General features: G+C 55.9%; 12 protein-coding genes and 1 pseudogene. 3 read left to right on the forward strand and 10 right to left on the reverse strand.

The annotated features are described in order from the left end of the window. The 3 genes from ACTIKR_RS08335 to ACTIKR_RS08345 all read right to left on the reverse strand — a co-directional run. Positions 1–710, reverse strand: a 710-nt coding sequence (locus ACTIKR_RS08335) for a tripartite tricarboxylate transporter substrate-binding protein (protein ID WP_442327596.1), incomplete at its 3' end; no start/stop codon positions are given. A gap of 230 nt (positions 711–940) precedes the next feature. Further along, positions 941–2,356, reverse strand: a complete 1,416-nt coding sequence (locus ACTIKR_RS08340) for a sensor histidine kinase N-terminal domain-containing protein (protein WP_442327597.1) — start codon at positions 2,354–2,356, stop codon at positions 941–943. Further along, positions 2,353–3,033: a response regulator gene (locus tag ACTIKR_RS08345; protein WP_193090019.1), complete on the reverse strand. Its 681-nt coding sequence runs from the start codon at positions 3,031–3,033 to the stop codon at positions 2,353–2,355. Before ACTIKR_RS08345 ends, ACTIKR_RS08340 begins: the two co-directional genes overlap by 4 nt. A gap of 342 nt (positions 3,034–3,375) precedes the next feature. Between ACTIKR_RS08345 and ACTIKR_RS08350 the strand changes: the two genes are divergently transcribed. Together ACTIKR_RS08350 and ACTIKR_RS08355 are read left to right on the forward strand one after the other, a co-directional pair. Next, positions 3,376–4,809, forward strand: coding sequence for an NAD-dependent succinate-semialdehyde dehydrogenase (locus ACTIKR_RS08350; protein WP_193090018.1), 1,434 nt, complete (start codon positions 3,376–3,378; stop codon positions 4,807–4,809). 281 nt (positions 4,810–5,090) lie between these two features. After that, on the forward strand, positions 5,091–7,568 hold the full coding sequence (locus tag ACTIKR_RS08355; RefSeq protein WP_442327598.1) for a membrane-bound PQQ-dependent dehydrogenase, glucose/quinate/shikimate family: 2,478 nt from the start codon (positions 5,091–5,093) through the stop codon (positions 7,566–7,568). Positions 7,569–7,905: 337 nt separating this feature from the next. Here the strand turns inward: ACTIKR_RS08355 and ACTIKR_RS08360 are convergent, their stop codons facing one another. Continuing rightward, positions 7,906–8,691: an IclR family transcriptional regulator gene (locus tag ACTIKR_RS08360; RefSeq protein WP_442327599.1), complete on the reverse strand. Its 786-nt coding sequence runs from the start codon at positions 8,689–8,691 to the stop codon at positions 7,906–7,908. 191 nt (positions 8,692–8,882) lie between these two features. Between ACTIKR_RS08360 and ACTIKR_RS08365 the strand changes: the two genes are divergently transcribed. After that, the gene (locus ACTIKR_RS08365; protein WP_442327600.1) at positions 8,883–9,629 is read left to right on the forward strand and encodes an SDR family oxidoreductase; all 747 of its coding nucleotides are present in this window, start codon (positions 8,883–8,885) and stop codon (positions 9,627–9,629) included. A gap of 348 nt (positions 9,630–9,977) precedes the next feature. Here ACTIKR_RS08365 and ACTIKR_RS08370 read toward each other — a convergent pair whose 3' ends face one another. From ACTIKR_RS08370 to ACTIKR_RS08395, 6 genes and pseudogenes are all read right to left on the reverse strand, one after another. Then, the gene (locus ACTIKR_RS08370) at positions 9,978–11,483 is read right to left on the reverse strand and encodes a tripartite tricarboxylate transporter permease (protein ID WP_193090014.1); all 1,506 of its coding nucleotides are present in this window, start codon (positions 11,481–11,483) and stop codon (positions 9,978–9,980) included. Positions 11,484–11,586: 103 nt separating this feature from the next. Further along, a pseudogene (locus tag ACTIKR_RS08375) lies at positions 11,587–12,033 on the reverse strand (tripartite tricarboxylate transporter TctB family protein); the annotation flags it as partial. 104 nt (positions 12,034–12,137) lie between these two features. Then, the gene (locus ACTIKR_RS08380; RefSeq protein ID WP_193090012.1) at positions 12,138–13,127 is read right to left on the reverse strand and encodes a tripartite tricarboxylate transporter substrate binding protein BugE; all 990 of its coding nucleotides are present in this window, start codon (positions 13,125–13,127) and stop codon (positions 12,138–12,140) included. 722 nt (positions 13,128–13,849) lie between these two features. Further along, positions 13,850–14,830, reverse strand: a complete 981-nt coding sequence (locus ACTIKR_RS08385; protein WP_193090011.1) for a branched-chain amino acid ABC transporter permease — start codon at positions 14,828–14,830, stop codon at positions 13,850–13,852. Beyond that, positions 14,827–15,714 (reverse strand): branched-chain amino acid ABC transporter permease, encoded by an 888-nt coding sequence (locus ACTIKR_RS08390; protein WP_193090010.1) that lies wholly within the window; start codon positions 15,712–15,714, stop codon positions 14,827–14,829. Before ACTIKR_RS08390 ends, ACTIKR_RS08385 begins: the two co-directional genes overlap by 4 nt. A gap of 85 nt (positions 15,715–15,799) precedes the next feature. Next, positions 15,800–16,996 (reverse strand): ABC transporter substrate-binding protein, encoded by a 1,197-nt coding sequence (locus ACTIKR_RS08395; RefSeq protein WP_193090009.1) that lies wholly within the window; start codon positions 16,994–16,996, stop codon positions 15,800–15,802. Between the last annotated feature and the right edge of the window lie 40 nt (positions 16,997–17,036).

Here is a 17,036-nt window from a genome sequence, read left to right on the forward strand (position 1 = left end):
AGACGTTTGTCGTTGAATACGGCCAGCACTCTGATGGGCGCGCCGCCTTCGAGCATGGTGAAGGCTTCCGCCGCATCACCCATATAGGCCTGGATATGGCCGCCACGCAGTGCGGTGACAGACTCGCCGCCCCCTTCAAAGGCGACAAAACGCATTTTCTTGTAATCCACCCCCGCAGCCTTGGCAGTAAGCGCCGCTTTCATCCAATCCTGGCTGCCAACGGTGCCGCCGGCGCCAAGCACGATCTTGGTCGGGTCATCCTTGAACGCCTGCATCAGTGATTTCAGGTCTTTATAGGGAGAGTCATTGCGCACAACAGCCACGCCGTAATCGGTGCCGATAGCAGCAAGCCAGCGTACATCGTTTTCGTTGTACTTGCCGAATTTGCCCTGCGCCAGATTGAGCAATGAGCCGCCGGAAAACGCCACGATATTGCCGCCTTCAGACGGTTTTTGCGCAACCACGTTGTTGTACGCGACCGCGCCGATACCACCGGGCATATACACGATGCGCATCGGGGCTTTGAGCGCGCCACTCTGTTTGAGACCTTCCTGCGCCAGACGGCAGGTCAGGTCAAAACCACCACCAGGCTGCGCCGGTGCAATACATTCAGGACGACGGGGTTCGTCGGCAAACGCGGCCGGTGCAATCGCAAGCTGGGCAGCAATGACAGAAGTACCGAAGACTCGGGACAGGAAAGAAGAACGCATGGTTAGTCTCATCTTTATAATTAAATGGTAGGAATTGGCCGGGCCTGCAGCCTGACCAGCCGTTGCCGTCCGGTTCTGCCCATTGCTCTGGCGCACCTGCGCACGCTAGAGCCTGGCAAAAACCTGTCCTGCGCGTTGCGCAACCGCCACAACACACGGGACCACGGGAACTCTGCGTACATTACAGATGGAACCTTTCGATTGCCTTTCAAATGCGGCGGCAATGCCGTTTAAGGCGTCAAATTAAGGGTAAACACTAAGCGCACACGCAAGCCCTTGAGCCGTACACCAGGTTCCAGCACCATCCGGGCCTGATGCATTTGCAGGATGGTGCTGACAATGGCCAGTCCCAGGCCAGCGCCAGGCAAATGCTTGCCCGCCTTGCCCCGCCGGAAACGGATACCGGCTTTCTGCCTGTCTTCTTCGGACATCCCAGCCCCGCTATCTTCGACCACGACCTGGACCGTGGTATCGTCCTGGCGCTCCAGCGAAATCGCTACCGCCCCCTGTCGCGGACAATAACGAATGGCGTTATCCAGCACGTTGCGCAGCGCTTCCTGCAACAGCCAGGCAACCCCGCGCACGTACAGCGGGGTATCGGACGGTATGACTTCCAGATCAATGCGTCGCTCGCGTATGACCGGCCACAAATCCCGGACCAGTTCATTGACCAGTTCACCCAGATTGACCGGGGCGCTGTCCTGCCATACCTGCGTATCCAGCGAATCGCGCACGCGCGCCAGCGCCAGCATCTGGCTGGTCATGCGAATGGCCCGATCCACCCCTTCATTCATGGACAGCAGCACCTCGCGCACTTCCTGCGGGTCTGATTCGCGCAAGGCGTAATCCAGCTGTGTCTTGAGCACGGCCAACGGCGTTTTCAACTGATGCGAGGCGTCATCCAGGAACTGGCGCTGGCGGTCCGCCTGCTCGGTATAGCGCTGCATGTGCTGATTGATCGCATTGACCAGCGGCTTGACCTCTTTGGGCATCCCCTCTGTGCTCACGGGCCGCAGATCATTGATGGTGCGCGAACGCATCTCGTAGCGCAGGCGCTCCAGCGGCCGTACGGCGAAAATAATGCCAACGATCACAATGATCATCACAACCGCAATGAGCAGCAGATCCCGGCCCACCGAGCGCCATAACATGCGGTTGATAAAGGACTCCCGGTCTCCAATGCCTTCGGCCACCTGGATGATGATGCGCACGCTTTTATCGCCATACAGGGGCGGCACTGCTTCGCGCGCCATGACCACCGAGCGTACCGGCTCGCCCAAATAATCGGTATCGAAAAAATAGGCTTTGCCCGACTCCAGGGCTACCTCCGGCATCGGCAGATCTGCATTGCCGATGACCGACAGGCCGTCGTCGGCGGCGATCTTGAAGAACACGTCAGCATTGGCCGTAAGCTCGTAAAACTCCAGCAGGGTGTAAGGCTGCTCCAGCGAGAGCCCACCGCTTTCGGTCGAGATGTTATGGTTCAGTGAATTGAGCGCGCCGACCAGGGAGCGATCGTAGGCCACCGTGATTTGCTTGCGCAGGTCCTTACTGGACAAGCCGAGGGCGGTCAGCATGGTGAGCAAAAGCGCCGGCACCAGCAGCCATAGCAAAATGGATTTGAGGCTGCGCGAAAACAGCTTCATGCCTGTGCCGCCAACGCTTCCAGGCTGTAGCCCACGCCACGCACCGTGACAATTTGCGCGCCACTATCGGCCAGTTTCTTGCGCAGGCGATGCACGATCACTTCAATGGCTTCCAGATTGACTTCCTTGTCGTCGGCCACTACCCGATCCAGAATGGACTGCTTGCTCACCGGTTCGCCGCTACGTTGCATGAGCACGCGCAGTACGGCGGTTTCCCGGGGCGACAGGGCCAGCGGCTGATCGGCCAGATAAAACTGCTGCAGGCCCGCATCCAGCGACAGATTACCCAATAGCAGCCGCGGGCGGCTTTTGCCACGGCTGCGCCGGATCAGCGCTGTCAGGCGCGCTTCCAGCTCGCCCACCTCAAAAGGCTTGGCCAGAAAATCATCGGCGCCCTGATGCAGTAAATCAATGCGCTGGTTCAGTGAGTCGCGCGCAGTCAATACCAGCACGGGCGTGCGATCGTCGCGTGCCCGCATGCGCGCCAGCACACCGGCGCCGTCCAGCCCCGGCAGGCCCAGGTCCAGAATCACCGCATCGTACTCCTCCAGCTCCAGGCGTCGCACCGCCAACAGCCCGTCGTCTGCCCATTCGACTATAAACCCCGCATAGCGCGCCAGGCTTTTGGCAAGCCATTTGGCCAGGGACGGTTCGTCTTCTACAAGTAATATTCTCATTGTTACGATACAGCACAGGCATACAGTACAAGCCATAAGCCCGGGAAGCAGAAGGAGATTGGATGGGGCGATTATGAACCCTGGCGCCGCGAACTGCAACTGACTTGCACGACCTGGCAACTGACGCAGATAAGCGCGAAGAGCGACTTTTTCGGTTTACCCGCAATATGATCAGATGAAAAATATTTCATTACTGCCTGCTGCGCATGCAAAATTGCGCCAGTCCGTTTATTATCGGGATAGGCACAAGAATATAAAAAAAACCAACCCTATGCGGTACTGTCGCGTGCGATGGTGCGGCGCATTTTTATGTAAATACCACAGACACAGAAAGGATAAGTAATGAGCCAGTATGAAGCACTCAGTCTTTACATTGATGGTGAGTTTCTTTCAGGAGACGGTCGTACCACGCAGGATGTCGTCAACCCCGCTACCGGCGAGGTGCTTGGGCAATTGCCGCATGCCAGCGAAGCAGATCTGGATCGCGCCCTCAAAGCAGCCGATCACGCCTTCCAGACCTGGAAACATAGCTCTCCCATGGATCGTTCGGCCATTTTGCGCAAGGCCGCTGAACTGGCTCGTGAACGGGCACAGGATATTGGCCTGAACCTGACACGAGACCAGGGCAAGCCACTGGCCGAGGCCGTAGGCGAGATTGTCAGCTGCGCCGATCATTGCGACTGGCATGCCGAAGAATGCCGCCGCATTTATGGCCGTATCGTGCCGCCACGCAACCCGGCCGTACGCCAGCTTGTCGTGCGCGAACCCATTGGCGTATGCGCTGCCTTCACTCCATGGAACTTTCCATTCAATCAGGCGATCCGCAAGATTTCCGCAGCCATCGGCGCAGGCTGCACCATCATCCTGAAAGGTCCGGAAGACGCGCCCAGTGCCGTGATGGCCATCGCCCGCATTTTCCACGACGCCGGCCTGCCCAAGGGCATCCTGAACATTGTCTGGGGCGATCCGCCAAAAGTATCCGATTACCTGATCCGCTCGCCGATCGTACGCAAAGTGTCGTTCACCGGCTCCGTTCCCGTGGGCAAGCAACTGGCCGCACTGGCTGGCGCCCACATGAAACGCATCACAATGGAACTGGGCGGGCACTCTCCGGTGCTGGTATTTGACGATGCGGATATTCCAAAAGCCGCCAAAATGCTGGCCAAATTCAAGATCCGCAACGCTGGCCAGGTATGCATCTCCCCTACTCGTTTCTACGTACAGGAAAAGGCCTATGACCAGTTTCTGTCGGTATTTGTCGAGACCCTCAAAGGAGTCAAGGTAGGCGATGGCACCGCCAAGGACACGGAAATGGGACCGCTGGCTCACGAGCGTCGTGTCGGCGCCATTTCCTCTTTCGTCGAAGATGCCCGCAAGGGGGGCGCGACCATTGAACTGGGCGGCGATCCGCTGGGCGGCCAGGGATACTTCTTCCCACCGACCGTGGTCACCAATATCAGTGACGAGTCCCGCCTGATGACCGAAGAGCCGTTTGGCCCGATCGCGCCGGTGGTGCGTTTTTCCGATACGGACGAAGTGATCAAGCGCGCCAACAGCCTGCCTTTCGGCCTTTCTTCATATGTGTTCACCACATCATTGCAGACCGCCACCAAGGCATCCAATGAAATCGAAGCGGGCATGGTCAACATCAACCACTTCGGCGTTGCCCTGCCCGAAACGCCGTTTGGCGGCGTCAAGGACAGCGGCATCGGCAGTGAAGGCGGTACCGAAACCTTTGACGGTTATCTGGTAACCAAATTCATTACCCAGGTCTGATGACGCCTGACCGGGTTCTTGCAGCCTGGTCAAAATGATATTGTGTATTGCCGGCGCCCCGAAAGGGGTGCCGGTTTTTTATGGCCGTTGCGGCCCATGCCAATTAACATATGGGAACGAATGTCCGTGCTCACGACCCGGTTATTTGACATACAGCGGTGCTAGAATGACAAAATCGGATTTGACACGGTGCTGGCCATGCCTGCTGCTTTGTTTTCAGGACATGTTGTAAGTGAGCATAGTGTCTATGACAAATATATTATCAACAAACGGAGCAGATCATGAACGCCATCGCGGCATTACTCACGCTACTTTCCGGCCTGGCACTTGCCGTCGGAGGCGGTTGGCTGTTGTCACTTGGAGGCAGCATCTATTATGTGTCTGCGGGTATCGTCCTGCTGATTACGGCATTTCTTCTGTTCAAGCGCCGCCCCTTCGCTCTTGTGCTATACGCTGCCTTCCTGATTGGCACGGCCGTATGGGCGTTTTTCGAATCCGGCTATGACTGGTGGCCGCTGGCTGCCCGTCTGGGTTTTTTCCTGATTCTCGGCCTTATCCTGCTGTTGCCTGGCGTTGCACGCCCGCTGCGCAGCCGTCTTGAGTCCGATCGTCGCATGGCCGCAAACGAGGCCACCAACTCCAAAGCTGTACTTGCTGTTATAACAGTCGTAATTGCGATCGGCACACTGGGCAGTATCGCCAACCCAACGCATGAAATCGACGGTCAATTGCCCGATGCCGTAGTGAGCGCAGAGCCGGACATGGGCAACAACGCCCACACCGGGGATAACGACTGGCACGCCTATGGCCGCACGGGTTACGGCCAGCGCTATTCGCCGCTGGACCAGATTACACCGGACAATGTGAGCAAGCTGAAACTGGCCTGGTCCTATCAGACAGGCGATGTCAAGCTTGAAGGCGATACCAATGAGTTCACCTACCAGGCAACGCCAATCAAGATAGGCAATACGCTTTACCTGTGCACGCCGCATAACTGGGCGATTGCACTGGACGCCGATACCGGCGAGAAAAAATGGGAATACAAGGCCGATGTGGTGGCCGATGGCCAGCGCCAGCATCAGACCTGCCGCGGCCTGTCCTACTGGGCCGGTGATGGCGCCGCAACGGGCGCTGCAGCGTCGACAGCAGGTGATACCGCAACGGCAACCGCCGACAATGGCCAGGCCGATGCGACAAGCCCGACACCCGCCCCCGCTGTGCCTGTGACAACAGCCGATTCTGGCGCCGCTTGCAGCACCCGTCTGTTTCTGCCAACCGCCACAGCCAAGCTGATTGCGCTGGATCCGCAAACAGGCGAAGTCTGCAAGGATTTTGCCGATAACGGTGAACTTGATTTGACCCACAACATGCCCTTCAAGCAGCACGGGTATTATTATTCCACCTCCCCACCGGTGGTTGCCGATGGCAAAATCGTGGTGGCTGGCGCAGTCAATGACAACTATGATATCAACTCGCCCTCCGGCGTGATCCGGGCCTATGACGCTCGCACCGGCAAGCTGTTGTGGAACTGGGATTCGGGCAACCCCGACGATACTGCACCATTTGATCCGAACAATCCGGATCAGAAATACACGGTAAGCTCGCCCAACAGCTGGTCTGTCGGCAGTGTCGATGAAAAGCTGGGTCTGGTGTATTTCCCCATGGGTAACCGCACACCGGATCAACTCGGCCAGTACCGCAACGAGCATGAGGAAAAATATGCATCGTCGGTGGTCGCACTGGATCTGAACAACGGCCAGGCCAAATGGGTTCACCAGTTCATTCACCACGATCTATGGGATATGGACTCGCCCGCCCAGCCTAGCCTGATGGACATCAACACCGCCGAGGGTGTCGTGCCGTCAATGGTTGTGCCCACCAAACAGGGTGATATATTCGTTCTGGACCGCCGTACCGGCGAGGCCGTGTTGCCGGTACGCGAAGTCAAGGCGCCACAAGGCACGATCGAAGGTGAACACAGCGCGCCGACACAACCGGAGTCGGCATTGAACTTCAAGCCCGATCCCCTGACCGAAGGCAAAATGTGGGGTGGTACGCCGTTTGATCAGCTGTGGTGCCGCATCCAGTTCAAGTCCCTGCGCTACGAAGGCCAGTACACGCCGCCCTCACTGCAAGGAACGATTGTATATCCGGGCAACTTCGGCGCCTTTAACTGGGGCGGAATCGCTGTCGATCCAAAACGCCAGGTCATGTTCGGCATGCCCCTGCAACTGGCGTTCGTATCCCAGCTTGTGCCCAAGGAAGAACTGGGTAAAGATGTGCAGATGAACGTGGGCGAACAGGGCGTTAACAGTAATGAGGGTGCGTCGTATGCAGTCAATATGCATCCGTTCCTGTCGCCTCTGGGTGTACCTTGCCAGCAACCACCGTGGGGCTTTGTGGCCGGGGTAGACCTGCGCACCGGCCAGACGGCATGGCAACACAAAAACGGCACGATTGCCGACCTGTCACCGCTGCCGTTGCCCATTACAATGGGTGTGCCGGGCATTGGCGGCCCGATGATCACCGGTTCGGGCGTGGTCTTCATGGGCGCTGCCGTAGATGATTATCTACGGGCCTATGATCTGACGACCGGCAAGGTATTGTGGAACGCCCGGCTGCCAGCTGGCGGACAGGCAACCCCCATGACTTATCTGAACAGCAAAAATGAGCAGATGGTCGTGCTGGTTGCCGGCGGCCATGGTTCGGTCGGCACCAAACTGGGCGATTACGTCATGGCCTACAAACTGGCCCAGTAACCAGCCAGTGCAACAGGGACTCTGCCGCAGCAGGTACGGCTGGCGACAGAGTCCCTTTCCATACTCACTGACACATACTGTCTGTGCCGACACGCCATTCCTGCTCCACTTCTTTCCTGCCCCGCTTCTTTCCTGTTTCGACTCGTCCCAAACCGCTCCCCTGTTCTCGGATCCGAGAGAATCTGTTACGGGCGCAGCCTGCAAGTCGATACAAAGAAACTTGGCGACAACACCCACAACCGATGCGCAGCCGTGTCTTGCGGTGATCCCCGATCAAGGTAAGCGTTCTGCGTTGCAGGTTCGTGCTGCTGGCTCCATCTTGTACGCCAACAGCGCGTTATTCATGGCCCAGCCGGCGCGAGATGCGCTCTGCGGTATTGAGCAGCATCGGGCGTATGGCCTCTGCCGAGGGGGCCTGCAAGGCATCGATACGGGCGATGTGTGGCACATTGATGGCGGCAATGACCTGTCCGTGCTCGTTGCGCACAGGCGCAGCAATATTGGTCACGCCCTGGATCTGTCGGCTTTTCATGACCGAATACCCCGCTTTCCTGACCTTGGCCAGTTGCCGGCGTAATTGCTCCTCGGGCAGGATGAGTTCGCCATCTGTCGGCACGTGGGTCTGCAGCATGCGCGCGCGTTCCTCGTCATCACAGAAGGCCAGCAGCACCTGCCCCGACGAAGTATCGCCCAACCCCATTTCGGTCCCCAGTTTAAGGCTGAGTGACCATCTGGCCGGGCTGTCCACCTGGGCGATGATCACCAGTCTGCCCTGGCGGTAAATGCTCAGATGACAGGACTGCTGGCTGTGCACGGCCAGCTCCTGCAACAGTGGAACGGCGCATTCGGTCAACTGGCGAACCGGATAATGCCGATGGGCCAGATGAAACAGCCGCAGTGTCAGCGTGTAGCGATCGCTTGCATCTGCGGCAATATAGCCGAGTTTTTCCAGCACAATCACCATGCGGAAAATTTCACTGACCGAGCGTGCGAGCCTGGCGCTCAGTTCATTCATGGTGCAGCCATGGGTGCTCTCGCTCAGCACTTCAAGGATGGCCATCCCTTTTTCCAGCGCGGGCGCCGAATAACGCGATGGGTTGGCGGCGGACGTATTTCCAGTCATAAAATAAGTGTTTTACTAATAAAAGTGATGCCTGAGTATACGAGGTTTTGCCAAGGACCGGCCGGGCATTGGGGTAAATCCTCAGAGACAGAAAGACGGCGATGATTGAAGCGCTCCAACTATTCCGGTAAGATAACTTTGTTTATATATCAAAACAACTTTTATTAATGAAAACGCAAGGAGGATCCCCCATGGGACAACGTCTGGCAGGAAAAACCGTACTTATCACCGCAGCAGGCCAGGGCATAGGCAGGGCGACAGCGGAACTGTTCGTCAGCGAAGGCGCCAAAGTATATGCCACCGATATCAACGAAGCACTGCTGGCTGAACTCAAGGGTTGTGAAACGCGCAAGTTGGACGTAACCAAACCCGAGCAGATTGCAGCCCTGCACAAGGAAATCGGCGGCGTGGATGCCCTGTTCAATTGCGCCGGGTATGTGCATGATGGCAATATTCTGGGATGTGAACCCAAAGACTGGGATTTTTCCTTTGATCTGAACGTGACTTCCATGTATCACATGATTCGCACCTTCCTGCCCGACATGCTGGAGAAAAAACAGGGATCCATCATCAATATGGCCTCTGCGGCGTCAAGCGTCAAAGGCGTGCCCAACCGTTTTGCCTACGGTACGACCAAAGCGGCGGTTATCGGGCTGACCAAGGCGGTGGCAGCCGACTACGTCGGCCAGGGCATCCGTTGCAATGCAATCTGCCCGGGCACCGTGGAATCGCCATCACTCAAGGACCGGATTGCCGGCCAGGCCAAGAAATACGGCACATCTGAAGATGAGATGCGTGCCAACTTTGTATCGCGCCAGCCTATTGGCCGCGTCGGCCGTCCTGAAGAGATCGCTTATCTTGCCTTGTATCTGGCGTCCGATGAATCCATTTACACCACCGGCACCACGCAGATTATTGATGGCGGCTGGTCGCTGTAATTGCGCATGCCGGTTTTTCTGAACCGGCATGCATTAGAACGGTCCTCCTCCGAAAAGAACCATTTTTTGCCTGCCAGTCAGACACGATGACGCTGGCAATCGTCGTACGTCGCATAAAAATACGGCAACGCTGCTTTGCATGCAATAAGGCAGTTGGCATCTGTTAAGAAACAATAAAGCGTGCTCACCTGGCGGTTGGCACGCTTTATTGCTGTAATTTTCAGGCCATCGGCTTTATTGTCCAGGCCATTGTTCCCAACAGAGACAGACAAAAAAATCCCCGCCTGATCGGATCCTGTTGTTTTTAACTACAGACCCGGGCGGGGATTATTCTTTCAGAACGCGGGGTTAATCTTCTTCGACGAAGGTTTGGTCGCGTTTCTTGCGGATCGACGGGATGGCCACGATCACAACCAGAATGGCTGCTGCGATAAGCAGTGACATGGACAGCGGCCGTGTGACAAAGGTAGTGAAATCACCTCGTGACAGCAGCAGGGCACGACGGAAGTTCTCTTCCATCATCGGGCCCAATACCAGTCCCAGCAACAGCGGCGCACCCTCGCATTTGAGTTTGCTCCAGAAATAGCCGATGATACCGAAGATAGCCATCACATAGATATCGAACACGTTATAGTTCAACGAGTACACACCTATCGAGCAGAACAGCACAATGGCCGGAAATAGCATGCGGTAGGGCACTTTGAGCAGCTTGACCCACAGACCGATCAGTGGCAGATTCAGAATCACCAGCATCATGTTACCGATCCACATGGACACGATCAGACCCCAGAACAGATCGGGGTTGCTGCTCATTACCTGAGGACCAGGCTGAATATTGTGAATGGTCATCGCACCCACCATCAACGCTGTTACGGCGTTACCTGGAATACCCAGTGTGAGCAGGGGAATGAACGAAGTTTGTGCAGCGGCGTTGTTGGCAGACTCAGGGCCGGCCAGACCGGCGGGATGGCCCTTGCCGAAGCGTTCCGGATTCTTGGAAAGCTTTTTCTCCATGGTATAGGAGGCAAAGGACGACAACACAGCACCGCCCCCGGGCAGGATACCCAGCGAGGAGCCCAGCAACGTACCGCGCAGAACGGCGGGCGCCGCTTCCCTGAATTCCTGTTTGTTTGGATACAGGCTGCCGATCTTGTCAGTAATATTGACGCGGTTTTCCTTTTGCGCCAGATTGTTCATGATTTCGGCCAGGCCGAAAACACCCATGGCAACCACGGCAAAGTCAATGCCATCCTGCAGTTCGGGAATGCCGAAGTCAAAGCGGGCAACGCCTGAGTTCACATCGGTACCGACCATACCCATCAGCAGACCCAGCAGAATCATGCAGATGGCTTTGGGCAGGGAGCCTGAAGCCAGCACCACGGCGCCGATCAGACCCAGCACCATCAGCGAGAAATACTCGGCGGGCCCGAACTTGAAGGCCACCTCAGCCAGTGGTGGTGCGAACGCGGCCAGCAGGACTGTTGCAAAGCAACCGGCAAAGAAAGAGCCCAGTGCGGCGATCGAAAGCGCCGCGCCTGCTCGCCCGTTCTTGGCCATCTGGTGGCCATCGAGCACCGTGACCACCGCCGAGGTTTCCCCCGGGAGCGCCACCAGAATAGCCGTGGTCGACCCCCCGTACTGAGAGCCGTAGTAAATACCGGCAAGCATAATCAAACCGGCAACAGGAGGCAGAACGTAGGTAAGCGGCAGCAGCATCGCAATGGTAGGGACAGGGCCGATACCGGGCAACACGCCGATCAATGTTCCGAGAATACAACCGAGCAGCGCATAAAGCAGGTTTTCAGGCGTGAACGCCACCGAAAACCCCAGCGCCAGGTGTTCAAATAGTTCCATAATGTTATTTTCCTTTGAGACGACGTGCCAGCGTCACAACAGCAATGATGAGTGACAGAGGGACGAAGATCTGCGCGAGCAGAGACCATTCGCCGAAAGGGACTGGCAGCAATGGGAAAATCAGGCCGAGCCCCTTGATGAACGCCAGCCAGGTGAACAGCGTGAGGAAAATGGCATTGAAAATCGCGATCTTGAGACTGAATTCATGACTGGCCAGGCTGCTGAAGATGATCAGCAATGGAACGGAAATGTACAGTCCCAAGTGGTTCAGCATGAGCCCGAAAATCGAAATTGAACCGATGATCAGAAAAAGAATGTCCCAGTCGAAATGGCCGATGTCGGTGTCTTCTTTAGGCTTGCCTCGCAGCGAGGTCATAAAGACAATAGCGCCAAGGAGAGCCAGGCAGACGCCCAGCCAGAATGGAAAATAACCCGGACCCATACGGGCTGGAGTACCCATGTCATACGCTCCGGAGAACAGGGCAAAGCCCACGCCGATAACGATGAACATGATTCCTGCCCAAAAATCCTGTTGACTTTTGATGTGCATATACTAAACCTTCGTTTTTAATTTACTTTGCGCAAGGAAATGCTGCGGTCACGGTGCAGCCGGGATGCCCAGTCCCAACTGCACTTGACGGTCAGCCTGCTGCGTCAGTCGAGCTTGATATTGCCTTTCTTGACGACGTCCTTGGCCCAATCGAATTGTTGCTGGATTTCCTTGCCGAACTCTTCAGGCGAGTTACCGGAAGCAAATGCGCCCTGTTTCTCCAGCGCTTCAACAACTTTGGGATCTTTCAGTGCTTCTACAGCCACACTGTTGAGTTTATCGATCACTTCCTTGGGTGTGCCGGCAGGGGCCAGAAGGCCATACCAGACAGGCTGATTCAGGTTTTCGTAACCAAGCTCAGCGAAAGTGGGTACATCTTTGAGGGCAGGCAAGCGCTCTTTCCAGGCGATTGCCATAGGCCGCAGGTTGCCACCTTGGATCTGGGGTAATGATGAAGGCAGATTGTCGAACAGGATTTGTATCTGTCCGCCGACAGCGTCGGTTACGGCAGGGCCCGAGCCACGGTAAGGCACGTGCACGATATCGGTTTTGGTGGTTTGCTTGAAGGCTTCTCCGAACAGGTGCAACACGCCGCAGGTGCCTGAAGAACCATAGGAATATTTGCCCGGGTTGGCCTTGACTTCTTCAAGAAAAGCCTTGAAGTCTTTGGAAGGAAACTTGGGGTTAACTTCCAGGATATTGGGTACATTGGCGAAGTTGACCACGGGTGCGAAATCTTTCAGCGCATCGTAGCCCAGTCCGGTAGGTTTGCACGCAGGATTGACCGCCATGGTGGAGACGGTGGCAATGGACAGCGTATAGCCATCTGATTTGGCGCGGGCCGCTTCAGTTGCGCCCAGCGCACCGCCTGCGCCACCTTTGTTTTCGATGACCATGGGTTTGCCCAGGATATCACTCATTTTTGTCGTAACAATACGAGCGACGATATCGGTAGAGCCGCCTGGTGCAAAGGGCACAATGACGCGGATAGGTTTACTTGGATAATCCGCAGCCTGTGCAGAGCCCACGGCTACGGCACTCAGGCAAAGGGCGGATGTAACAACTGAAAAAAGGGTACGCTTTTTCATTGACATTCCTTAGTTATAGAATTCTCGGAGATGGCATCATTACAGATGAGATCCTGGCGGATTTAATTTAAACACCGTGGCCGATTGCGCGCACTTGGCTTCAATTAAAACAAGATAGTATTAAGGAACATGCACTGGAAGCAAGCCCTAATATTTGAACCTAGGGTAATTGCGGAGACATTGATGCCATGTAACCGTGCAGTAGTGTGATGCCTTGGTGCCTTTGTTTAAGCAGGCATTCAGCAATACGACATAGGTGATATTACAACTGGTATGGACACGCTTTCCGCGATTGCCGGCAATTGCACATCAAATACCTTCAGGCTTACACATATGTGAAACAATCGAACAATGTAAGTCGTGCGAGCCGGTTTCATTTGTCTGATATCCTATCTTGCCATGCTGCCTTATTTTGTCGTGCCCATCTGTCATGCACCATTGGGCATTTTGTACACCATCCTGATCGCGACCGCTCCCTGATTTTTCCGTTCTGTATGAACAACACGAAACGGGCAGCCTTGCAAACTTATGGTTCTGGCCATGCACCCTGGATAAGTCCGTATGTCGCGGGGGGATTATGCGCGCGATGACCCCATCACCCGGGGACCAGTAACCCAGGCCAGCGCAAGTCGAACCGGTCACCTGTATATATCAGCGGCAAATAAAACAGCCCGCTGAAGCGATTTCAGGCGGGCTGCAGGCATTTGCGGTTCTGCCGCAGAGGGTGGCTAGTGCTTCTTGCGATTTGCCGGCAGCAGGGCCAGCAGCTCACCGACAATACCCTTGCGGAAAGCCATGACGCACAGAATAAAAATCAGCCCCATGACAATGGTGACCGACTCGCCCAGCGTCTGAAACCACTGGATGCCGGTAGAGCTGGCCAGCATGCGTCCAATCTCGCCGATTTTGTTCTCGATAAACACCACGATCAGCGCGCCGATCACGGGTCCGGTAAAGGTGCCCACGCCGCCGATCAGGGTCATCAGAACGACCGTGCCCGACATCTGCCACATGGCGTCGGACAGCGTTGCTGAAACAAACACCAGGGTTTTGGTGGCGCCGGCCAGTCCTGCCAGGCCAGCAGACAGTACAAAGGCCAGCAATTTGAACTTGTCGACGTCATAACCGAGTGAAACGGTGCGTGGTTCGTTTTCCTTGATCGCATGCAGCACCTGGCCAAATGGCGACTTTACGGTGCGCCAGCAGATGAAATAACCGATCAGGAAAATGACGATTACCAAATAGTAAAGATTCAGATCGTTGCTCAGGTCTATCATGCCAAACAGCTTGCCGCGCGGTACGCCTTGCAGGCCGTCTTCGCCGCCGGTAAAGGGCGCCTGCAGAAAATAGAAGAAAACCATCTGCGACATGGCAAGTGTAATCATGGTGAAATAGATGCCGCTGCGCCGAATGGCCAGCCAGCCCACGATCAATCCCATCAGGGCTGCGATGATGACGCCAAAAATAATACCCAGTTCCGGCGTCAGGCCCCAGACCTTGATAGCGTGGCCCGCGGCGTAGCCGGCGCCACCAAAGAAGGCAGCATGACCAAAGGAGAGCAGGCCCACATAGCCCAGCAACAGATTGAACGCACAGGCAAACAGCGCATAACAGAGGATTTTCATGACGAAAATCGGATAGACACCCAAAGCAGGCAGAAAGGCCAGTGCCAGGGCAAAAACCAGCAAGGCAAGCAGTTGGCGGTTCATTTCACTTTCCCGAAGAGTCCGGCAGGACGCAATAACAAGACAATTGCCATAATAATGAAGACGACCGTACTGGACGCTTCCGGCCAGAATACTTTGGTCAGCCCTTCGATAACGCCCAGTCCGAGACCAGTGACAATAGAGCCCATGATGGACCCCATGCCGCCAATCACCACAACAGCGAACACGACAATAATAAGATTCGATCCCATCAGTGGGGATACCTGCAGCACCGGTGCGGCAAGGACGCCGGCAAAACCGGCCAGGGCAACGCCAAAGCCATAGGTCAGGGTTACCATGAGGGGCACATTGATGCCGAACGCCTCCACCAGTTTCGAGTTTTCAGTGCCGGCGCGCAGCAACGCACCCAGGCGGGTACGCTCAATCACGTACCAGGTCACCAGGCAGACGATGATCGAGGCCACGACGATCCAGCCGCGATAGATGGGCAATACCATGAAACCCAGGTTGACTGCGCCACGCAATGATTCGGGGGTGGGATAGGGTTGTCCGGAGACGCCGTACATGCTGCGGAAAATGCCTTCGATGACCAAGGTCAGGCCGAAAGTAAGCAGCAGACCATATAAATGATCCAGCTTGTACAGATGACGCAGCAGCAGCCGTTCGATAATAATGCCGAGCAGGCCCACAACGAGCGGGGCGACAATCAGCATGACCCAGTAGTTCAGGCCCAGAAACTGCAGGCCCATCCACGCCACGAACGCTCCGAGCATATACAGTGCGCCGTGAGCGAAGTTGATCACATTGAGCAGGCCGAAGATCACGGCAAGGCCAAGCGATAGCACTGCATAAAAAGAGCCGTTGACCAGGCCCAGAAGAATCTGGCCCAGAAAAGCAGCAAGGGGTATGCCAAAAATGGTAATCATATTTCAATGACTGCGTCAGTTTAAATAATATTCATGAATCCGGCAGACGCCCGATTGGTACGCCTGCCAGGATAGGCCTGCAGGATCAGAGCTTGCAGGTTGATTCGCTTTCCGGTCCGAAGGCTTCATCGCCCGGAACTTTTTCCACAACCTTGTAATAATCCCAAGGCGCTTTGGATTCTTCCGGTGTTTTCACCTGCATCAGATACATGTCATGCACTACCAGGCCGTCCTTGCGGGTCACGCCGTTTTTCATGAACATGTTGTTGATCGTGTTGGACTTGAACCACTTGATGATTTCATCGCCGTTATCGGTCTTGGTTTCTGCCACGGCTTTCAGATAGGTACCCACTGCGGCATAGTCACCGGCCTGAATGAAAGACGGCTTGCGTTTGACTTTGTCTTCGAATTTCTTGGACCAGGCACGCGACTCATCATCCTGATTCCAGTACCAGGCGGACGTCAGATACAGGCCCTGTGTGGTTTTCAAACCAAGCGAGTGAACGTCGTTGATGAACACGAGCAGTCCAGCCGGCTTGATGGCGGGGAAAACACCGAATTCGCTGCCGGCTTTCATGGAGTTGATGAAGTCGCCACCGGCATTGGCCAGGCCCATGATCTGTGCGCCCGAAGACTGCGCTTGCAGCATGTAGGAGGAAAAGTCTGTGGTTCCCAGCGGTACCTTGACCGAACCGACCACCTCAGCCTTGTTTGCCTTGAGCACCGTAGTCGTATCGGCTTCAAGCGAGTGACCGAAAGCGTAATCGGCAGTCAGGAAGAACCATTTGGTGCTGCCCTGTTTGACCACGGCGCCACCGGTTACATTGGCCAGCGCCTTGGTGTTGTAGGCATAGTGAATGGTGTAGGGCGTACAGTTGGCACCGGTCAGGGCGGTGGTGCCGGGGCCAATGGCAATGTAGGGCACTTTCTTGCCGGCGGCAACGGCTGCAGAAGCCAGGGCGGTGGCCGAATTGGTACCACCGACAATCATGTCTACCTTGTTCTGGTCAATCCATTGCCGTACGCGTGCCGAAGCTACGTCGGCCTTGTTCTGGTGATCGGCGGTGAGCAGTTCGATTTTCTTGCCGTCGATCGCGCCGCCGGCCTCTTCAATGGCCATCTTGATGGCTTCCACACCGGCCTTGCCATCGATGTCGGAATAGACGCCTGACATATCGGTAATGAAACCAATGCGGATGACGTCATCAGAAATGCCCGCAGCCATGGCCTGGGTGCCCAGCGAGGCCAGAGCAAGCGCACAAAGTTTTTTTGTGAGTCTCATCGTTACTCTCCAATAGATATGATTAATTGTTGTTGATTGA

Origin of the sequence: Advenella sp., from assembly GCF_052108595.1 — a bacterium.
Lineage (GTDB): Bacteria > Pseudomonadota > Gammaproteobacteria > Burkholderiales > Burkholderiaceae_B > Advenella.